General features: G+C 71.2%; 18 protein-coding genes. 9 read left to right on the forward strand and 9 right to left on the reverse strand.

The features are described from left to right. Positions 1 to 34: 34 nt before the first annotated feature. The 3 genes from OG746_RS23210 to OG746_RS23220 form a co-directional block, all read right to left on the reverse strand. Positions 35 to 1390 carry an MFS transporter gene (locus tag OG746_RS23210; RefSeq protein ID WP_266717482.1) on the reverse strand — a complete coding sequence of 452 codons (1356 nt, stop codon included), beginning with the start codon at positions 1388 to 1390 and terminating at the stop codon, positions 35 to 37. Between the two features lie 253 nt (positions 1391 to 1643). After that, positions 1644 to 2408 carry a GNAT family N-acetyltransferase gene (locus tag OG746_RS23215; protein WP_266719142.1) on the reverse strand — a complete coding sequence of 255 codons (765 nt, stop codon included), beginning with the start codon at positions 2406 to 2408 and terminating at the stop codon, positions 1644 to 1646. Positions 2409 to 2527: 119 nt separating this feature from the next. Further along, positions 2528 to 4045, reverse strand: a complete 1518-nt coding sequence (locus tag OG746_RS23220) for an MFS transporter (protein ID WP_266717483.1) — start codon at positions 4043 to 4045, stop codon at positions 2528 to 2530. A 179-nt stretch (positions 4046 to 4224) separates the two neighbouring features. Between OG746_RS23220 and OG746_RS23225 the strand changes: the two genes are divergently transcribed. Further along, positions 4225 to 4683: an SRPBCC family protein gene (locus OG746_RS23225; protein WP_266717485.1), complete on the forward strand. Its 459-nt coding sequence runs from the start codon at positions 4225 to 4227 to the stop codon at positions 4681 to 4683. Between the two features lie 8 nt (positions 4684 to 4691). Here the strand turns inward: OG746_RS23225 and OG746_RS23230 are convergent, their stop codons facing one another. After that, entirely contained in the window at positions 4692 to 5336 is a 645-nt protein-coding gene (locus tag OG746_RS23230; RefSeq protein ID WP_266717487.1) for a TetR/AcrR family transcriptional regulator, read from the reverse strand. Positions 5337 to 5423: 87 nt separating this feature from the next. Between OG746_RS23230 and OG746_RS23235 the strand changes: the two genes are divergently transcribed. Continuing rightward, a complete protein-coding gene (locus tag OG746_RS23235) occupies positions 5424 to 6317 on the forward strand; it encodes an NADP-dependent oxidoreductase (RefSeq protein ID WP_266717489.1) in 894 nt (297 codons plus the stop codon). 63 nt (positions 6318 to 6380) lie between these two features. Here the strand turns inward: OG746_RS23235 and OG746_RS23240 are convergent, their stop codons facing one another. Together OG746_RS23240 and OG746_RS23245 are read right to left on the reverse strand one after the other, a co-directional pair. Beyond that, positions 6381 to 7058: an AIM24 family protein gene (locus OG746_RS23240; protein ID WP_266717491.1), complete on the reverse strand. Its 678-nt coding sequence runs from the start codon at positions 7056 to 7058 to the stop codon at positions 6381 to 6383. Between the two features lie 108 nt (positions 7059 to 7166). Beyond that, positions 7167 to 7406 (reverse strand): chaplin, encoded by a 240-nt coding sequence (locus OG746_RS23245; protein ID WP_323179649.1) that lies wholly within the window; start codon positions 7404 to 7406, stop codon positions 7167 to 7169. Between the two features lie 240 nt (positions 7407 to 7646). Here OG746_RS23245 and OG746_RS23250 point away from each other — a divergent pair, with 240 nt between their 5' ends. From OG746_RS23250 to OG746_RS23260, 3 genes are read left to right on the forward strand one after another with little or no spacing between them, the layout of a single operon-like run. Then, positions 7647 to 8105, forward strand: a complete 459-nt coding sequence (locus tag OG746_RS23250) for a hypothetical protein (protein WP_266717493.1) — start codon at positions 7647 to 7649, stop codon at positions 8103 to 8105. 56 nt (positions 8106 to 8161) lie between these two features. Continuing rightward, positions 8162 to 8485, forward strand: coding sequence for a hypothetical protein (locus tag OG746_RS23255; RefSeq protein WP_266717495.1), 324 nt, complete (start codon positions 8162 to 8164; stop codon positions 8483 to 8485). After that, positions 8482 to 8814: an HAD family hydrolase gene (locus tag OG746_RS23260; RefSeq protein ID WP_266717497.1), complete on the forward strand. Its 333-nt coding sequence runs from the start codon at positions 8482 to 8484 to the stop codon at positions 8812 to 8814. The genes OG746_RS23255 and OG746_RS23260 overlap by 4 nt, the downstream gene beginning before the upstream one ends. A gap of 6 nt (positions 8815 to 8820) precedes the next feature. Here OG746_RS23260 and OG746_RS23265 read toward each other — a convergent pair whose 3' ends face one another. Beyond that, entirely contained in the window at positions 8821 to 10020 is a 1200-nt protein-coding gene (locus OG746_RS23265; RefSeq protein ID WP_266717499.1) for a methyltransferase, read from the reverse strand. Positions 10021 to 10332: 312 nt separating this feature from the next. Between OG746_RS23265 and OG746_RS23270 the strand changes: the two genes are divergently transcribed. Further along, a complete protein-coding gene (locus tag OG746_RS23270) occupies positions 10333 to 11310 on the forward strand; it encodes an MFS transporter (protein ID WP_266717501.1) in 978 nt (325 codons plus the stop codon). Beyond that, the gene (locus OG746_RS23275) at positions 11307 to 12218 is read left to right on the forward strand and encodes an aminoglycoside phosphotransferase family protein (protein ID WP_266717503.1); all 912 of its coding nucleotides are present in this window, start codon (positions 11307 to 11309) and stop codon (positions 12216 to 12218) included. Before OG746_RS23270 ends, OG746_RS23275 begins: the two co-directional genes overlap by 4 nt. A 95-nt stretch (positions 12219 to 12313) precedes the next feature. Here the strand turns inward: OG746_RS23275 and OG746_RS23280 are convergent, their stop codons facing one another. Together OG746_RS23280 and OG746_RS23285 are read right to left on the reverse strand one after the other, a co-directional pair. After that, the gene (locus OG746_RS23280; RefSeq protein WP_524540475.1) at positions 12314 to 12598 is read right to left on the reverse strand and encodes a tetratricopeptide repeat protein; all 285 of its coding nucleotides are present in this window, start codon (positions 12596 to 12598) and stop codon (positions 12314 to 12316) included. Positions 12599 to 12744: 146 nt separating this feature from the next. Continuing rightward, on the reverse strand, positions 12745 to 14172 hold the full coding sequence (locus OG746_RS23285; protein ID WP_266717505.1) for a PucR family transcriptional regulator: 1428 nt from the start codon (positions 14170 to 14172) through the stop codon (positions 12745 to 12747). Between the two features lie 318 nt (positions 14173 to 14490). On the opposite strand from OG746_RS23285, the gene OG746_RS23290 reads away from it, so the two are divergent. Together OG746_RS23290 and OG746_RS23295 are read left to right on the forward strand one after the other, a co-directional pair. Continuing rightward, positions 14491 to 15462 (forward strand): esterase/lipase family protein, encoded by a 972-nt coding sequence (locus OG746_RS23290; protein ID WP_266717507.1) that lies wholly within the window; start codon positions 14491 to 14493, stop codon positions 15460 to 15462. Between the two features lie 240 nt (positions 15463 to 15702). Further along, on the forward strand, positions 15703 to 18915 hold the full coding sequence (locus tag OG746_RS23295) for an amidohydrolase family protein (RefSeq protein WP_266717508.1): 3213 nt from the start codon (positions 15703 to 15705) through the stop codon (positions 18913 to 18915). Positions 18916 to 18922 lie beyond the last annotated feature (7 nt).

The following is an 18922-nucleotide window of genomic DNA, read 5'->3' on the forward strand; positions in this document are numbered from 1 at the left end:
AGGAGCCGGGACGTGTCGTCGCGGTGCTACGGGTTCAGGCCGACTGCGCGGGGGCGCAGGCCTGGCTGAGGGTCAGGCCCTTGGTCTCGGGGGCCAGGCGGTGCGAGACGATGCCGCCGATCAGGCTGATGGCGGCCGCCAGGAGCATCGTCACGGAGGTGCCGAGGCTGTCGACGGAGAGCGGCAGGAGGAAGGTGCCGGCCGCGGCGCCGACGCGGGAGACGGCGGTGGCGAAGCCGACGCCCGCGCCGCGGATCTCCGTGGGGAACACCTCACCCGGATACACCCCGGACAGCGCTGTGGACGCGGCGTTCACCAGGGAGAAGACGAGGAAGCAGACCAGGACGAGGACGGCGGAGGTGCCCGAGAAGAAGGCGACGACGACCAGGGCGACGGTGGAGATCCAGAACGGCGGAACGGCCAGCTTGCGCCGTCCGACGCGTTCGATGAGCAGCACGGAGACCATCGACCCGACGACCACGAGCCCGTTGATGGCCAGCGCGCCGGTCAGGCCGTCCTTGATGCCGAGGTGCTCCAGGACGGTCGGTGCGAAGGCGCCGATGGCGAAGTACGGGGTGACGTTGCAGACCCAGAAGACGCTCACGAAGATCGTGGCCTTGCGGTACTCGGGGGAGAACAGCCGGCCGAAGCCTCCCCCGGTGCGCGGCGCCGGGGTGTGGAGGTCGCGCTGGTCCTCCTCTTCCAGGTACTCGCTCGCCAGGGCGGTGGCCTCCTCGGTCCTGCCCTTGCTCATCAGCCAGCGCGGTGACTCGGGGGTGCCGAGGCGGAGCAGCAGGACGATGACCGTCGGGACGGTGCTGAGCCCGAGGATGACGGTCCAGCTGACGGACGTGGACGCGATCAGGGCGTAGCCGGCCGCGTAGGAGATGAGGTAGCCGACGTACCAGGCGACTTCTTGTACGGCGAGCAGCCGGCCGCGCAGGCGGGCGGGTGCGAACTCGGCGAGCAGCGGCCAGCCGATGGAGTAGTCGGCGCCGATGGCCAGGCCCATGACGAGGCGGACCACGACGAGCTGCCACGCCTCGGTGACGAAGAACTGGGCGACGGAGCAGACCAGGAACAGGGCGAGGTCGATGGTGAACATCGATTTGCGGCCGAACCGGTCGGCCAGATAGCCGCCGACCGGGCCGCCGAGGAAGATGCCGAGCAGCGCGGCCGCGGCGATGAGCCCCTCGCCGGCGGACGACAGGCCCAGGTCCTTCGATATCGCCGGCATCACGACGCCCGTGCTGCCGAGGATGAACCCGTCGATGAACATGCCGCCCGCGATCACCATGCACAGCTTGGTCAGGAAGCGGCGCCGCTTCGTCGACAGGGAGGGCGGCGGAAGGTCCGCCGCGGGGGCGGGTCGGGTACTGGTCTCGGTCACGGTGGGGCCCTCGTTCCGGGATCGTCAGTGCGGCGCCGTGCTGTGCCGGCGCGCTTCTTTGGGGTGGGTGGGGGGCGTGCCAACGGCCGCTGGCGCCCTGACATGGGGTGGGGCGGCAGCGGCCGCGGGGAGGAACCCTACGTCAGCCGGCTACGTGTTGTCGGGGCGGCCCCGCCGGGTCCGACAGTGCCGCCGACTGCTGCAGCGGCAGGGGCCCCCACGCCCCGGCCCGTGATGGTTTCGAGGGGCCGGGTCAGGGCGTGACGGCGTGTTCGGTGAACTCGCCGCAGGTGCGGAACCCCAACCTGCGGTACACGGGTTCGCCGTCGGGGGACGCCTGGAGGACCGCGATGCGGTGGCCCCGGTCGAGGACCGTGTGGAGTGCGGCGAGGGTCATGGCGCCGCCGTAGCCGCGCCGGCGGTGGGCCGACAGCGTACTGATGTTGTAGATCCCGGCGACCCCCGCGTGGTGGAACACCTCGGCCGAGCAGACCGGGCGGCCGTCCACGTAGCCGACCAGATAGCGGGCCTCACAGTGCGGGTCGAGGGCCAGGGGAGCGGCCTGGGCGAAGAAGCGGCGGACCGTGTCGGCGGGCGGGGTCCAGTTCGCGGCGAGAACGGCGGCGTAGTCGGCGAGTTGCTCGGGCGTGGCCACCGCCTGGATGTCCAGTCCGGGCACGTCGGGCGCCGGCAGGGTGTCGTCCAGCTCGGCCCACATCGCCGTCTCGCGTTCGGCCGTCGGTAGACCGGCCGCTGCCAGGCGGGCGCCGAGGTCCGGTGGCGTCGAGGCGGGCCCGACCCACCAGGAGAACGGACGCCCGGTGCGAGCCAGCGCGCGCTGCGTCTCGGCGATACGTGCCGCCGAGGTGCCGTCGGTGAAGCGGGCCGCGGCGACGATGTTGAAGGTGTCGTCGTCCAGGCCGCTATCGGCAATCAGGAGGTCATCGGCCTCCGTGACGGTCGCGCCGCCCATGCCGCGATGCAGATGGCAGGCGTGCTCCGCCAGATTCCGCTCCATCCTGTCCGTCAGGTCCGGGTTGCTGAGGAAGTCGTCGTTCACGACGGATGATCCCATCAGGGTTGGGCGCCGCTTGCACGCGAATTCGCGGCCGCGGCCGACGTACGACTGCGCCCTGCCTACCGGCGCCGCTCGGCGCCCGGTTCCAACGCCGGTGCGGAGACCCCGAGATGGGACCGGCACTGCGGGCGGGGCGCGGCCTCCAGGCGCGGGCGCACCGAGCGGGGCCGGATGAACAGGGCCGCCGTGGCGGCGCCCAGTACGAACAGCGCGGCGCAGCCGGCCGCGGCCCGGTGGAACGACGTGTCCACGGACTCGGGCCGCGTGTACGCATCGCCAGACAGGCCGACGGCCAGCGGCAGCGCGGCGACCACCAGCAGCTGTGCGACCCGCGCCGCCGTGTTGTTGACGCCACTGGCGAGGCCGGCGTGCTCCGGTTCCACCGACGCGAGCACCGTCGTCGTCAGCGGGGCCACGAAGAGGCTCATGCCGAGCCCGAGGACGGCGACCGCGGGCAGCACATCGGTCGCGTACGGCGACCCCGGACCGATCCGCAACATGAGCAGCGCCCCGACCGCGGCGACGACAGGTCCCACGACCAGGGGCGGCGTCGGCCCCACCCGGCGCGCCAGATCACCGGCCCTGGGCGACAGCAGCAGCATCATCGCGGTCACCGGCAACGTCGCCACTCCCGCCTGCAACGCGTCGTACCCCAGGGCGACTTGAAGCTGGACGGGCAGCATGAAGAGGATGCCGCCGATCCCCGCGTAGAGGCACAGCGTCATCCCGTTCGCGGCGCTGAACAGGCGCGAGCGGAACAGCGACGGCGGCAGCATCGGCGCGGCCCGCCGCCGCTCCACGGCCACGAAGGCGACACCCGCGGCGACACCGACGAGCGCGGCGAGGCCGGCCGCCACGGAGAACGCACCGCCCGACGACCCGATCAGCGCGTAACTCACCCCGGCCAGACACACCGCCGCGAGCACGGCACCGACCTGGTCGAAGGGGGCGTCCGCGGCCGCGGCGTCCCGGCTCTCGGGGACGTGGCGCAGGGCGATGACCAGCACGACGACGGCGATCGGCACATTGATGAGAAAGATCCACCGCCACCCGGGCCCATCGATCAGCCACCCACCGAGGAACGGCCCGAGCGCCCCCGCGACGCCGGTAAGACCCGACCAGGCGCCCACCGCGCGGGCCTGGTCGTCGGGGTGGAACACCGACCGCACCAGCGCCAACGACCCGGGGGTCAGCAGCGCCCCGCCGACCCCCTGCAGCGCCCGCGCCGCGATCAACGTGCCCTCGTTCGGGGCGAGTCCGCACGCCGCCGAGGCGACCGCGAACCATGCCACGCCCAGGACGAGCGCCCGCCGTCGCCCGATCCGGTCGCCCATCGCGCCGCCCCACAGGAGCAGCGCGGACAGCGTCAGCATGTAGGCGTTGACGACCCATTGGAGCGCGGACAGGGAGGCGCCGAGGTCGCGTCCCATGGTCGGGAGGGCGACGTTGACGACCGTCCCGTCGAGCATGGCCATCCCGGACGCCAGCACCACGCACGCGAGGATCCACCGCCCGCGCGCCGACGAGAGCCGGATGCCGGGGGCGGCGTCGGGAGTAGGACCAGCCGTCGCTGTCATCGCGCAATTGTCGCGGAGCCCCCGTGTGTACGCGACGTATACGCGACCTTCGGGACCGATGGACCGATCCGGGCGCGGCCCGCCTCCTCGGGCGAGGGGGCGGGCCCGCTGTTAGTTTTGTCCTGAAATACGGCATCCGTGTCCGCTGGGAACACGGGAACAGGAGCGTGACGGACCCCATGGCCAGAACCCGTCGACTGATCCTGAGTTCACCCTCCGAGGTCTGGGCGCTGCTCTCGGACGGATACCGCTACGGGGAGTGGGTGACGGGAACCCGGCAGGTGCTCGACGTCGATCCCGCGTGGCCGGATGTGGGCGCCGCGCTCAAGGTGCGGGTCGGCCTCGGCCCGCTGACCCTCGACGACACCAGCACGGTCCGGATCTGCGAGCCGGAGCAGCGCCTCGAACTCGAGGCGAAGGCGGACCCGTTCGGGGCCGCCCGCATCGCGATGACCCTCATCCCGTGGGCCGAGCACACCCTCTTCGTCCTCGACTGGCACCCGCTCAGGGGGCCGGGCACGCGGATGCACGGGCTCCCGGTGGACTACCTGGTGGCGGTCCGCAACGGAATGATGCTGACGAAGCTGGCGCGGATCGCGGTGGAGGAACACGCGAACGCGACGCCGCACGTCTTCTAGGGCGCCCCTCAGGCCGTCGCTTTGGCGCCTGTGTCGGTGTCCGTGTCCGTGTCCGTGTCGGCGATGGCGTCGGTCGCGGGGCGGCCGGCCTCCCAGGCGGCCTCGACCATCCGGAAGATCTCGTCGAGTGCGGCGTCCGGTTCGGCCGCCTCGCGGGCCAGCGCGAACGCGTCGATCACGAACCTCGCGATCGTCCGGCAGGCCGTGGCGGTGTGCGGCAGGTCGGGGTCGGCGGCGATGGCCGCGGCCAGCGACTCCGCGTGGCGCAGCCGCATCGACTCGTCGTACTTCCGCAGGGCCGGCGAGGACTCGATCATCTGCCAGATCGGGGCGGAGCTGTCCGCTGTGCAGTGCCGGACCAGGGCCTCGATCTCGCGGCGCAGTGCGGGGATGAGGGGCTCGTGCGGCGCCCGGTCGTTGACTGCCCGCGTGAGGCGCTGCTCGAAGTCCTGGTCCTGCTCGAAGACCAGGGCCTCTTTCGAGGCGAAGTGGGAGAAGACCGTGGTCACGGCCACGTCGGCCTCGGCGGCCACGTCGCGGATGCCCACCGCGTCGTACCCGCGATCCAGGAAGAGCCGCAGGGCGGTATCGGCGATCTTCTGGCGGGTCGCGGCCTTCTTGCGCTCGCGACGTCCGGACGGCGGCTCGGTCATGCTCGAACGCTAGCAGATGCAAAAGAACAACAGCTATAAAAAACTAACCGTCGTGAAACACTAACGGTTAGTGTTACGGTCGGCCGCATGAAAAAAGTGAGCTTCGCCGAGTTCGGCGGCCCTGACGTGCTGCACCTGATCGACGCCGAGGATCCCCATGCGGGCCCCGGCCGGATACGCATCGCCGTGCGCGCTGCCGGCGTGAACCCCGTCGACTGGAGGATCCGCGAGGGGCAGGTGCTGGGGGCCCATCCGATCGAACTGCCCTCCGGGGTCGGCCTTGACGCCGCGGGGGTGGTGGACGAGGTCGGTGAGGGCGTCGAAGGGGCCGAGGTCGGGGACCGGGTGTTCGGCGAAGGAATCGACACCTACGCCGAGTTCGCCGTGCTGACGGCTTGGGCCCGCATGCCCGAGGAGCTGACGTTCGAAGAGGCCGCGGGATACCCGTCCGTGGTGGAGACCGCACTGCGCCTCATCCGCGAGTCCGGTGTCCGGCCGGGGCAGACACTGCTCGTCAGCGGCGCGTCCGGGGGAGTGGGCTCTGCGGTGCTGCAGATCGCCCGCGACCGCGGCATCAAGGTGATCGGTACGGCCGGGGCCGCGAACCAGGACTACCTGCGCGGCCTGGGCGCCCACGCCACGACGTACGGCGAGGGCTGGGTCGAGCGGGTGCGGGGGATCGGCCGGGTCGACGCGGCGTTCGACCTGGCCGGCTCGGGCGTGATCCGCGAACTCGTCGAACTGACCGGGGACCCGCAGAAGGTGATCTCCATCGCCGACCTCGGTGCGCCCGAGTTCGGGGTCCGGTTCTCGGGCGCGGCCGGGAGTGTGCCGCAGGCGCTGGCCGAGGCCGTGGACCTCATCTCTCGGGGGAAGCTGCACATCCCGGTCGAGAGGTCGTACACGCTGGCCGAGGCCGCGGCGGCGCACGTCGACAGCCAGGCAGGCCACACGCGCGGGCGCCGGGTCCTGGTCGTCTGAGCGATTCCCGCTCTGCTGGTGCTCCGGTACTGGTCAGGTACCGGAGCGCTGACTACACCGGCGCTAGTGCTGCTGCGGCTTCTGCGGGCTCGCCTCGCTGGGCCGTACGACCACGAACCCCTCGCCCTCCAGCATGAGTTGCACCGCTTCCCCGGACCCGCCGCGGATCATCGAGCCGAGCGACTGCGAACGGTGCAGTGAGGTACGCAGACCGGCGGTCCACCCGACGACCGCGTCCGTGTCCACGTACACGGGCTGCTGCGGCGAGACCGGCAGTACCAGCGGGTTGCCCTCACAGACGAGTCCGAGCCGGCCGTGCCCGGTGAAGACACTGTTGAACAGCCCGCCGCCGCTTATCCCGGCGCCCTTCACCGTCTTGATCTCGTACGTCAATGTGGGGTCGAAGCAGAGCACGTTGCGGCCGTTGACGGTGAACACGTCGCCGGGCTCGATGTCCACGACGAACACGTTCTGCGCCTCTTGCGCGAACCAGGCCTCGCCCTGGCCGTGCACCTTCATCACGGGAAGCCCCTCCCCGGTGACGGCACGCTTCAGCATGCCGCCGACGCCCTGCCCCTTCCGCTCGAACTTCAGATTCCCCCGGTACGCGACCATCGCCCCCTGCCGAGCCAGCATTTCGCCGTCGATCACGTACCGGATCGACTTGGCGTTCTGAACGGTCATGCCCGGCGCGACGGCGGGCTGCACCATGTACTCGCTCGCAAAAAGATCACCCTTCATGCGGGCATCGTGGCCCGGAGGGGGACGTTCCTACAAGGTCCGGGTCAGGACCGGCGAACGACGAAGCCCCCCTCCGCCTTTGCGGCGCAGGGGGGCTTCGTTGCGTCACTACTTGTTGAAGCAGGCATTCCCGAAGGCCGGGTTGAGCAGGCCGACGACATCGAGGGAGTTGCCACAGGCGTTGACCGGGATGTGCACCGGGACCTGAGCCACGTTGCCGGAGACGACGCCCGGCGAATTCTGCGCCACACCAAACGGGTCGGTGTCGGCGGCGGCGATGCCAGCTGTTCCGAGGACGGCGACGCCGGCCGCAGCTGCCGTGAGACCCAGCTTGATCATGGGCTTCATGAAGACTCCTTGAGTGAGACGAAGACGTGACGGATACGCATCCCGTCACCACTCAGGCACTCATAGTTTTCACTGTCGCGCCTCTCGGGATGGGCCGCAGGTGGCAGCACCTCGCACTGTCAGTGGGGCCGCTTAGCATGACGCCACGATGGCCGCTGACGCTGGCGGCCTGTATGGGGAGGGGCCCTGGTGCACAGGCCGGTTACGGGTGAGGTTCATGTTTCGTATGGGCAGGTCTACGTGGTCAGCGAGCACGATGATCAACCGGATCTGGATGAGACGTTCGCCGGACAGGCATCCGGTCTGTGCGGTGCGGCGGTCCCGGGCTTTCTGTGGCTGGTCACCGGACTGCACACGGGGGATGTGGGCTTCACCGTAGAAGTCCACGACCGTGAACCCGCTGTCGACCCGGTGTGGGAGGACATCGTGGAGGTGTCCTTCCGGCCCCTCTCCGGCGATTCCTGCTTGCAGCAGTGGGCCGGGGAGCGGGACTGGCCGCTCGGACTCGAGGAGACCGACTACCGGGTGCGCTACAGCGGGCGGGGGATGGACCGTGGGCATGATCTTGACACGCGTGTGGAGGGCGATGCGGCCGACCACTACCTCCTCCAGTTCTGGCCTGCGCCGCCGCAACCCGACCGCATCGTGCGGCAGACCTCGAAGATCGCGGCGTACTGGCATGGCGTGGCCCGTGCGTAACCAGCCGACAGCGTGCGGCGGCACTCGGTTTTGCGGAGCGTGATTCACTTCCGGTCATGCCGCTTCCGCTCCTGTTGCTGGATCTGGACAACACCCTGGTCGACCGAGATGCCGCATTCCGTGCAGCCGTCGTGGACTTCCTCGCCGAGTACGGCTTGGCCGCCGTCGATGTCGGATGGGTGATGGATCTGGATGGCGGTGGCTACGCGGCGCGTGGGGAAGTCGCCGCGGCGATGGCGGACAGGTACGGCGATGTGGTGCCTGTCGCGGCCGTTCGTGCGCTTCTTGATGGGGGTGGTGCGGATCGTGTCGTCCTGGCGGAGGACGCTCGCGATGCGTTGGTCAAAGCGCGGGCGGGGGCTGGAGTTGCGGCATCGTGACGAACGGCCGTACTGCCCAGCAGGTGGCGAAGATGCGGACCAGCGGGCTCGACCGGCTTGTTCAGGGGTGGGCCGTTTCTGAGGCCGTCGGTCACAAGAAGCCGGATCCGGAGATCTTTCGGGCGGCCGCTGAAGCCGTTGGCGTTCCCTTGGAGGGGGCGTGGGTCGTCGGTGACTCACCCCATGCCGACATCGCGGGCGCCCACGCGCTCGGGCTGCGGAGCGTATGGGTCTCGGGTGGGCGGGCCTGGGCCGCGGACGGCTACCGGCCCACCCATGTGGCCGTCGACGTCGCGGCCGCGATCCACCACGTCATCCGGTCCGCCTGAACGCGCTCAGCCGCGCCGGTCGCGAGGCTCTCGCTTGACCGCCTTCAGGATCACGAACTTCGCGTTGCTGGCGACCAGTTGGCTGTTGCCGAACAGGCGGCGCAGCTTGACGTGGTAGCCGAGGTGACGGTTGCCCACCACCCACAGCTCGCCGCCGGGGCGGAGTGCCGCGCGGGCCTGGGTGAACATGCGGTGCGCCGTCGCGTCCGTCGTGGCCTGGTGGGTGTGGAACGGCGGGTTGTTCAGGATCAGGTCCACGCTGCCGGGAGGTGTGTCGGCGAGGCCGTCGGCGACGCGGAATTCGGCCTTGCCCGGTCGGTCTCCGACGTTCTCGGCGTACGTGGCCTCCGCCGAAGCCACCGCCTGGTGCGACTCGTCCGTGAAGAGGACGTCCGCGTTCGGGTGGGTGAGCGCGGCGCTCGTGCCGACGACTCCGTTGCCGCAGCCCAGGTCGACGATCCTGCGCGCGTCCGTGGCCCGCGGGAGGTGCTGGAGGAGGAAACGGGTGCCGATGTCGAGGTGCTCCGCGCAGAACACGCCCGCGTGATTGACCACCGGGCGAGCGGACAACGGGCCGATGTCGGATGGGAGTTGGTAGGTGTGCGGCCACGGGTTCGGGGCCGGGGCGAGCGTCGGGTCCGGCTCCGTGAAGATGAGCCGCGCCTTCTTCTCCGCCAGCGACGTACGCGTCGGGCCGATGATCCGCTCGAACAGGTTCAGCGTCGAGGTGTGGATCTCCTTCACCATGCCGGTGCCGATCACCACCGTGTTCGCGTGCACGGCGGGCCGCAGGCGGTGCAGTTGGTCCTCGAGGAGGGCGAGGCTCTTCGGGACGCGGACGAGGAGGACGTCGATGGTCGCGGGAGGGGTGTCCTGCGTGGTGAGGAGGCGGGTGCCCGTGTGCTCGTTCCGGGTCAGGTTCGCGTACGTCGCCTGCTGGCCGAGGTGCGAGTCCGAGATCAGGGTCGGCGTACAGCCGGGGATCCCCGTGAGCGCCGTGGCCAGCGCGCCCCAGCGGTCGCCCACCACCGTCACCGCGCCCGTCAGGTCCGTTCCCGTGTCGGCGAGGTGCCGCAGCAGGTACGTGTCCGCGGCGTCCCATGCGCGCAGCAGGTCGCGGGGGTTCTCCGGGAAGCGGGTGAGGTCGACGTCTCCCCAGGGAGTGGTCAGGCGAGGGGCCGGCGCGGGCTGATCTGTGCGGTTCATCGTTCAGCAAGGTTAGCCGAGTCCCAGCTCACGGGTGCGCGGCCGCCGCGGCTCCCGGCCGTACGGCTGCTCCGCTCCGGCTCCTGCTACGGTCCTCGCAGTCGTCCGGGTCCGCCTTGGCCCGGACCGAAATAGCGTACTCCGCCTGGTGAGTTGGGGCGGCGGCAAGGACGCGTGTCCCGTCCTTCCGCAGTTCTGGACGTCCCCGGCGGGCCACGGATCGCACCAGTGATTTCGTCGCACCCGATGCGGTGCCAGGCGCCGGCGATCCACCGTGGCCCACCCCGCCCGGCGGCACCGAAGGACATCGTCATGCCTTCCGCCGCATCCGGCTATCGCCCCCTGCTGCGCATCCCCGGCGCCACCGCCTTCTTCCTCTCCGCGGCCCTGGGCCGCGTCGGCATCGCCATGACCGGCATCGGTCTGGTCTGGCTGCTGCACGCCCGCACCGGCTCGTACGGCACGGCAGGCCTCGCAGCCAGCGGGTTCGCCCTCGCCGAGGCACTGGTCGGGCCTCAACTGGCCGGTCTGATCGACCGGTTCGGGCAGACCCGCATCCTGCCCTTCTCCCTCCTGGCCCACGGCCTGGCCATGGCGGGAGTCCTCACGCTCACCGCGCCTGTTGCAGCGGTCGCCACCGCCTGCTGCGCCGGTGCGTCCATCCCTCAGCTCGGGGCGCTCTCCGGTGCGCGCTGGGCCCATCTGCTCCGTGACGGGCGCGACGACGAACTGCCCACCGCCTTCTCCCTGGAATCACTCGCCAACGCCAGTGCCTTTCTGGTGGGCCCCGTCCTGGTCACCGCCCTCGGTGCGGCCGGGGCGACTCCGCTTGCCAGCGCCCTCGCCACAGCCCTGGTACTGGGCGGGGGAGGAGCCCTCACGCTCCAGACCCGGACAGCCCCCAGTCCTGCCCGCCGGCACGCCGAGGGGCTCCGCACCGAGCCGACGCTGCTGCGTCCCGACTTCCTCCTCCTCGCCGCACTCAACCTGGCCATCGGCCTGTACTTCGGCACCATGAGCCTCTCGGTGAGCGCCTTTGCCACCGAGCACGGAACGCCTGGGGCGGCCGCACCCATCGTTGCCGCCGCCAGCCTGGCCGGACTGCTCTCGGGCTGGCTGTACGGCCTGCGTCGGCCCCGTTCACCGGCACAGCGGCAGCGCTCTCCTGGGTCTTGCGGTCACCGTCCGCCGGCGACTCGGCTGAGCCACCGGCAGGCGACACGGCTGAGCCACCAACGCGCAACACGGCTGAGCCGTCAGCAGGAATGCACCTACTGTGGCTTCGCATGACCGACGGCGAGATCGAGATCACTGCAGAGCTGGTGCACGACCTGCTCACCGACCAGCATCCGGACCTCGCGGGGCTGCCCATCCGCGAAGTGGCGGGCGGCTGGGGCAACAAGATGTGGCGTCTCGGGGACGATTTGGCCGTGCGCGTGCCGCGTATGGAAGGTGTCCCGGAGCTTCTGCGCAAGGAGTGCCGCTGGCTGCCTGTCCTGGCCCCGCGTCTTCCGCTCCCGGTGCCGACCCCTGTGCGGATCGGTGAACCGTCCGCGCGCTTTCCGAGGCCGTGGAGTGTCATGACGTGGGTTCGCGGCGAGCCGCTGGACTCTGCCGCGATCAGTCGCGGCGACCACGCGGCCGACGCGTTGGCGGGGTTCCTCAGGGCGCTGCATGTGGAGGCGCCCGCCGAGGCGCCGGCCAGTTCGGACCGCGGCGCTCACCCCAAGAAGTGCACGGACGGCTTCGAGGATTTCCTGAAAGCCATCGACGCCGGCGGTCTTGCCGCCGAGGTCGGGGCCGTCCGGGACGTCTGGGACGACGCTGTTGCGGCCCCCGAGTGGCAGGGGCCACCGGTATGGCTGCACGGTGACCTTCATCCCGCGAATGTCGTCGTCTCGGACGGGACCCTCTCGGGCGTGGTCGATTTCGATGCCATGTTCGCCGGTGACCCGGCATGGGACCTCGCGGCGGCGTGGCTGCTCCTTCCCGCGGGCGTGGTCTCACGGTTCTTCGAGGCGTACGCGCGTGCGGACGACGCGACGGTCCGGCGTGCCCGAGGGCTGGCCGCCATGAAGAGCCTCTTCCTCATCCTCATGGGCCAGAACGGTGATCGGGGTCTTCCTGGCGGCAAGCCGACATGGGGGCCTGCGGGCAGGGCGGCGCTCGGGCGAGTTCTGGCATCCGGCTTGCGCTAGACCTGTACGAGCCTCAACAGCATGCGGGTCCTGCCCGGATGGCAGGACCCGCATGCTGTTCTGTGTCTGTTGATCTGTGCTTGGCGCGCGACCAGCTAGTCGAAGTCGCCCGACAGCGCCGACGCCATCCGCAGGTGCGGAGCCGCCTCGTCGCCCCGGCCCTGCCGCTCCAGCGTGCGGCCGAGCATCAGGCGGGCGTAGTGCTCCACCGGGTCGCGCTCCACGATGGTGCGCAACTCGGTCTCGGCGCGGCCCAGTTGGGCCGAGTGGTAGTACGAACGGGCCAGGAGGAGGCGGGGGCCGGTCTGCTCGGGTACCTCCTCGACGAGGCCGTCGAGGATCCGGGCGGCGTTCGCGTACTCCTTGGCGTCGAAGAACATCTGGGCACGGTCCCAGCGCTCCGCGGCCGTCCCGTGCGTGTAGTACTGCTGCTCCACTGTTGCCTCCTTGCTCGAGCCCTTCAACGGAGGTACGGGGTGGGGTATTCCTTGGAGGTGACCGGCGGGCGTTCCCGCAGGTCACGGGCTTACGGTTGGGTCTCCGGTGTCTTCGCGCGCAGCGCCGCCTCCAGCTCGAAGCGGGCGTCCGGGTCGGTGAGGGCGGGGCCGAAGAGGCGTTGCAGGTGGTGCAGGCGTTGGCGGGCGGTCTGGGGGTGGATGTCCAGGCGCTCGGCGAGTTCGGGTGCGCTGCCGTGCGGGCTCTGCAGGTGGGCGAGGAGGGTGTGGGCCAGGCGGTTGCGCTGTTTCGGAGTGAGGCCTGCGAGGGGCGCGAGGCGCCGCGTGGCCATGAGGCGGACGAGCGCGGGGTCGGCGAGCAGGAGGAGGTCCGGGAGGTGTCGGCCCGCCTCCCGGTGGGCGTCGGCGGGACCGTGTTCGCGCAGGGTCCGGGCCCAGCGCAGCGAATCGGCGGCCTGGGCGAGGGGGACGACGGGGCCGATGACACCCGAGCGTTCGTGCAGCAGCCGATGCAGGCGGGGGTCGGTGAGGAGGGTGCCGGGGTTGAGGTCGGGGTCGGGGTCGGGGACGAGGAGGCAGGGGGCGGGGCCGTCGAGCTCGGCGAGCACGTCCTGGGGGAGTGGCTTCCGGAAGGTGGGCGCGGCATCCGCGTCGTCGTGGGCGGATGCCGTGGGCTGCCCACCCGGGGCGGATGCGGGCCGCTGGGACCCGCCGGTGCCGGGTGCGGGTGACTGGGAGCCGCCGGTCCCAGGCGCGGGTGACTGTGAACCGCCGGTGCCGGGCGCGGGTGACCGTGAACCGCCGGGAGGCCCCGTCCCCGGACCAGTCGCCCCGGCCCCGGACCCCGCAACCCGCCGAGGCCCCAACGCCACCCCCGCCACCGTCTCCGGCAATGCCCACTCCGCATCCCGCGCCGCCTGCTCCAAGGCGTCCGCCGCCGGCGGGTCCGACGCGATCAGCAACGTGAGGAGACGGTGGCGGCGACGCCCCAGGGTTCCCGCCGCGTCCGCCTGGGCGCGGGCGTACGCGGCGACAGACTCCGCCGCGATCTCGTCGATGTGGGTGAACGCCGTCTCCGCGAGCTGCGCCACCGCCTCCGTGCCCAGCGACAGGCGGCGCGCCACCCGCGCGTAGCGGCGCCACGCCACCCGGCCGCCCAGGCGGTATGCCGCCTGCAGCGCGTCCAGGCTCCGTCCCACCGCCAACTCGCCGCGCCCCAGCGCCCGGTAGACCGGAAGGCGCCGCGCGTCGAGTTCGCCGCCGCCCTCGCCTACCCGGTCGACGAATTCGGCGAGAGCGGTTTCCACGCCGTTTCGAATGAATGCCCCGAACTTCCCCGACAACGGCCGGGAGAATTCCGGGATCTGGCGCCGGATTTCATGGATGATCTCGGCCGCCAGGGTGCGGTTCTCCTTGCGCAGCTCGTCTCCGAGGCGCTGCGGAAACACTGCCCATGCGCCGCCGAAAGACGGCATTGCCGCCGTGTCGGAACCGTTCATCCCTTCGCTCCCAGGTCCGTCCGTCCGCCGAGTATGGGTCGAGGTTACTCGCGGGTCAAGATGTTGACAGGAAGTCAACTACCGGTGCTAGTCGGTCGTTCACCAGCGATATTGCGGATCACTGGGGTCGCGGGAGCGGCGAAGCGCTCACCCAAGTGACACTTTCGATCGGCGTGCGTACGGAAACCTGGCACCGTTCTGCGCGCCGAACGCACCGCCGTGCCAACACCATTGCCGGGCCCCTCCGGTGTCTCCTAGCTTCACGCCGTCCGATGCCGCGCAGTACGCGGCATTCCAGAACAAGGGACGGTACTGGAAATGAGACGCAGGGTTTTCGGCGCGGCCGCCGCGGGTGTCCTCGGAATCGCGGGACTTGTCTCGCTCGGCTCCCCGCACGCGACCGCCGCCGAGGAGCAACGGCCGGTCGAGTACAACTTCACCAAGGGATTCCTGGCCGGATTCTTCAAGGCCGGTGAGGCGCCGCCCGGCGCGAACGACTGGGGCTGCAAGCCGAGCGGCGAACATCCGCGACCCGTCGTCCTGGTCCACGGCACGCTCGAGAACATGAACGACAACTGGCGCGGCGCGGCGCCCCTGCTGGCGAACAACGGCTACTGCGTCTTCGCCTTCAACTACGGGGCCGACAAGCAGACGTCGCCGATCCAGGGCACCGCCCACATGAAGGAGAGCGCGGCTCAACTCGGCGCCTTCGTGGACAAGGTGCGCGGCGCGACGGGCACGGCCGAGGTCGACCTCGTCGGCCACTCCCAGGGCGGCGGCCCGCTGCCCCGCACCTACCTCAAGGACGACCCGAGCGCCGCGGGCAAGGTCGACAAGCTCGTCGGCATCACCCCCTCCAACCACGGCACCACGCTCTCCGGAATCACCGAACTCGGCCGCCAACTCCACCTGTTGCAACCGGTGAACGGGTTCCTCGACAAGACCGCACCGGCCCTCTCCGAGCAGGAGATCGGCTCGGACTTCAACAAGGCCCTGGACGCCGGCGGCGACACCGTGCCGGGCGTCGACTACACCGTCATCGCCACCAAGTACGACGAGGTGGTCACGCCCTACACCAACGCCTTCCTCAAGGCGGGCCCCGGCGCGACCGTGCGCAACATCCGCCTCCAGGACACCTGCGCCAAGGACTACTCCGACCATCTCCAGGCCCCGTACGATCCCATCACCCTCACCCACGTACTGAACGCGCTCGATCCCGCCCACCCCCGCGCGGTGAAGTGCCAGACGGTGCTGCCGCTCACCGGACCCACCGGCCCGGTCGAGCAGTAGCGGAAAGCCGAACGCAGAGCCGGACTTCAAGCTCCTGGAAGCCGCCCGCCGTGCCCACTCCGGCGGGCGGCTTCCGTGTGTCCATCGGCCGGTTCGCGGCGTCGGCCATGTTGACTCACTGCGGGTGCCACGTATGTTGCTGTGCGTCCCTTCTCCGACTCGCGCACAGTTCGGTCCCGCAAGGCCCACGGGCCCCCTCGGTCCCGTGGGCCCACATGCCCTCCGTGCAATGGGAGTCTCATGGACACCACCCCCGTCACCGCCCCTGTCGCCGGCCCGTCCTTCACCCGCCGCCGGTTCCTGCAGACCACCACCGCCACGGCCGGCGCCGTCGCCGCGGGCGCCGGTGCGCTCCTCGAACCGGCGACGGCGGCGGCGGCAGCCGCGACCGCCCCCGCGTCGCTCTCCTTCACCGCCGCCACCAATGGGGCCGCCACCCTCGCCCCGTCCGGTGACCGCTTCGTCGCCGAGATCCAGAACATCCTGTGGTCGATCCCGCGCAAGGGCGGCACCGCGAGACCGCTCACCACCCCCGAACTCGAGCCCACCCGCCCCCAGTTCGCCCCCGACGGGAAACGGCTCGTCGTCTGCGGCTACCAGGGCGGCGGCTTCCACCTGTGGCTTCTGGACGCCGACGGGGGCACGCCGAAGCAGCTCACCGACGGGCCGTGGGACGACCGCGGCCCCGCCTGGTCCCCGGACGGCCACCGGATCGCCTTTGCCTCCGAGCGTGGCGGCGACCCCGAGTCGGCCGCCCCGTACCGCATCTGGACCATCGACGTACGCGACGGAACCCTCACCCGCCTCACCGGCGCTCCCGGCCAGGAAGGCCCGGGGCAGGCCGGTGCCTGGGAGGACTTCGACCCGACCTGGTCCGCCGACGGCACGCGCGTGCTCTTCGTACGAGGAGTGGTCACCGACGCCGGAACCCTCCAGGCGTCCACCCTCGCCTCGGTCGCCGCCGACGGAACCGGGTCCGTCACGACAGAGCACACCGACGACTCCGGCGCCCAGGTCATGACCCCCGCCGTCGCGCCGAAGGCCAAGGGTTCCCTCGCCTATCTGCGGACCACCGCGTCACCCGCCGCCACCTGCACCCTCGTCGTCGACGGAAAGCCGGTCGACGTTCCCGGTGACCTCGCCCCCGTGCCGCCACGCTGGACGGGCCCGGACACCCTGCTGCTCACCGTCGACGGCCGCTTCCGTCTCGTGCGCCCCGCCGCCCCGAGCGAGGGCGAACGGATCGCGTTCACCGCGAAGCTCCCGGTCGACCGGCCGCGCTACCGCGTCAAGCAGTACGACTTCGAGGCCGGGGGAGTCCGCCCGGTCCGCTCCCCGCACCTGCCGGCGCTGTCGCCCGACGGCAAGCAGGTGGCCTTCGCCGCCCTCAACTCGCTGTGGATCGGCGCCACTTCGGGCGGCCGTGCCCCGCGCAAGGTCGTACAGGCCCCGCAGACCCGCTACGTACTCGCCCCGACCTGGACCCCCGACGGCAAGGCGCTCGTCTACGCCGACGACCGGGCGGGCCTGTTCTCCGTACGCCGACATGACCTGGACAGCGGCAAGGAGACGGTGCTCGCCGAGGGTGGCCGAGTCTTCCCCGCGCTCTCGCCCGACGGGAACCGGCTCGCCTGCATCGACATGTCCGGCAACCTCGTCGTCCGCGACCTCACCGCAGGCACCGAACGTGTCCTCGCCGCGCCGATGGGCAGCGGCGGACTGCCCGGAAGACCCTGTTGGTCGCCCGACGGCAGATACGTCGCGCTGTGCGACCGCAGCCGCCTCAACCAGCGCTTCCGCGAGGGCTACAACCTCATCCGCGTCGTCGACACCGGGACCGGCAAGGCCGTCGTCCACGCGGTCGCCCCGCACGTCTCGATCGCCGACCGCTACGACTCCGGGCCGGTGTGGTCGCCCGACGGCCGCACCATGGCCGTGGTCGTCGAGTCCGCGCTGTGGCTGCTGCCGGTACGCGCCGACGGCACCCCGGACGGCGAGCCCCGCCAGGTCACCGACGAGGCCGCGGACCACCCGAGCTGGTCCGCCGACAGCCGGCAGCTCCTCTACCTGAGCGCGGGCCGACTCCGCCTCCTCGACGTGGCGAAGGGCACCGCCCGTACGGTCAGGATCCCGCTCGACCACCGCCGCCCCCGCCCCGCCGACACCGTCGTGCACGCGGGCCGGTTCTGGGACGGCACGGGATCCGAGGTCCGCGACGACGTCGACGTCACCGTCGAGGGCGGCCGCATCACCGCCGTCACCCCGCACCGCGCGGGCAGCCGGGCATCCGCCAAGCGCATCGACGCCTCCGGAAAGACCGTGATCCCGGGCCTCTTCGACGCCCACACCCACCCCTGGCAGTCCACCTACGGCGGCCGCCAGACCGCGCTGCAACTCGCGTACGGCATCACCACCGCGGTCTCCCTCGGCGGCTTCGCCTACGAGCAGGCCCGCATCCGGGAAGCGGTGTACGCGGGGGCGCTCGCGGGGCCGCGGCTCCTCGCCACCGGCGAACTGCTCGACGGGCCGCGCGTCGCCTACAGCATGGGACGCGCCCACCGCACCCGCGCGGGCCTGCGCCGCTCCCTCGACCGGGCCGCCGCGCTCGACTGGGACTTCGTCAAAACCTATGTGCGGGCGCCGGGTTGGGTGATGAAGGAGGCGGCATCCTTCGCGCACGAACATCTCGGGGTGCGCAGTGGCAGCCACCTGTGCACACCGGGAATCCAGCTCGGCCAGGACCTGACGACCCATCTGCAGGCCACCCAGCGCCTGGAGTTCGGGCACGCGACGACGGCGACGGGCCACTCCGGCGAGGACGTCCAGGAGATCTACTCGAGGACCGGCGACTTCCATCTCATCGCGACTCCGTTCACGGCACAGCCGCTGATCGGCGCCGATCCGGCCCTCGCGGACGACCCGCGCGTCACGCGCCTGATGCCGCCGTGGGACACCGCCGCCGTGGAGAAGCTGGCCAAGACACCGCCCACGGCTGCCCAACTTGCCACGCTGGACACGGAGCTGGCGGTGTACCGGCGCGTCCTCGCCGCAGGCGGGCATATCGCGCTCGGCACCGACCAGCCGCTCGTCCCGGTCGGCCTCCACCTGCACCTGGCGCTGCGCGCCCTGCACCGCGGCGGGCTGTCCCCGGCCCAGGCGCTGCACACGGCGACGCTCATGCCCGCACGGATCTTCGGGGCGGACGCGGACCTGGGCACCCTGGAGGAGGGCAAGCTCGCCGACCTCACGATCGTCGACGGCGACCCGTTCACCGACTTCGACGACCTGATCCGTACGACGGCCGTGCTGCGCGGCGGCGTCCCCTTCCAACAGGCCGACCTTGTCGGCTCGTTCGAACCGGTGGCCTCCAGAACACTGAGGGCCACCGGAGACGACTGGCTGGAAGTGGGCCGCCACATGCGCCGCGAGGGCTGCTGCGACGCGGGGATCTAGACGCGCG

Origin of the sequence: Streptomyces sp. NBC_01016 (genome assembly GCF_026341035.1) — a bacterium.
Classification (GTDB): domain Bacteria; phylum Actinomycetota; class Actinomycetes; order Streptomycetales; family Streptomycetaceae; genus Streptomyces.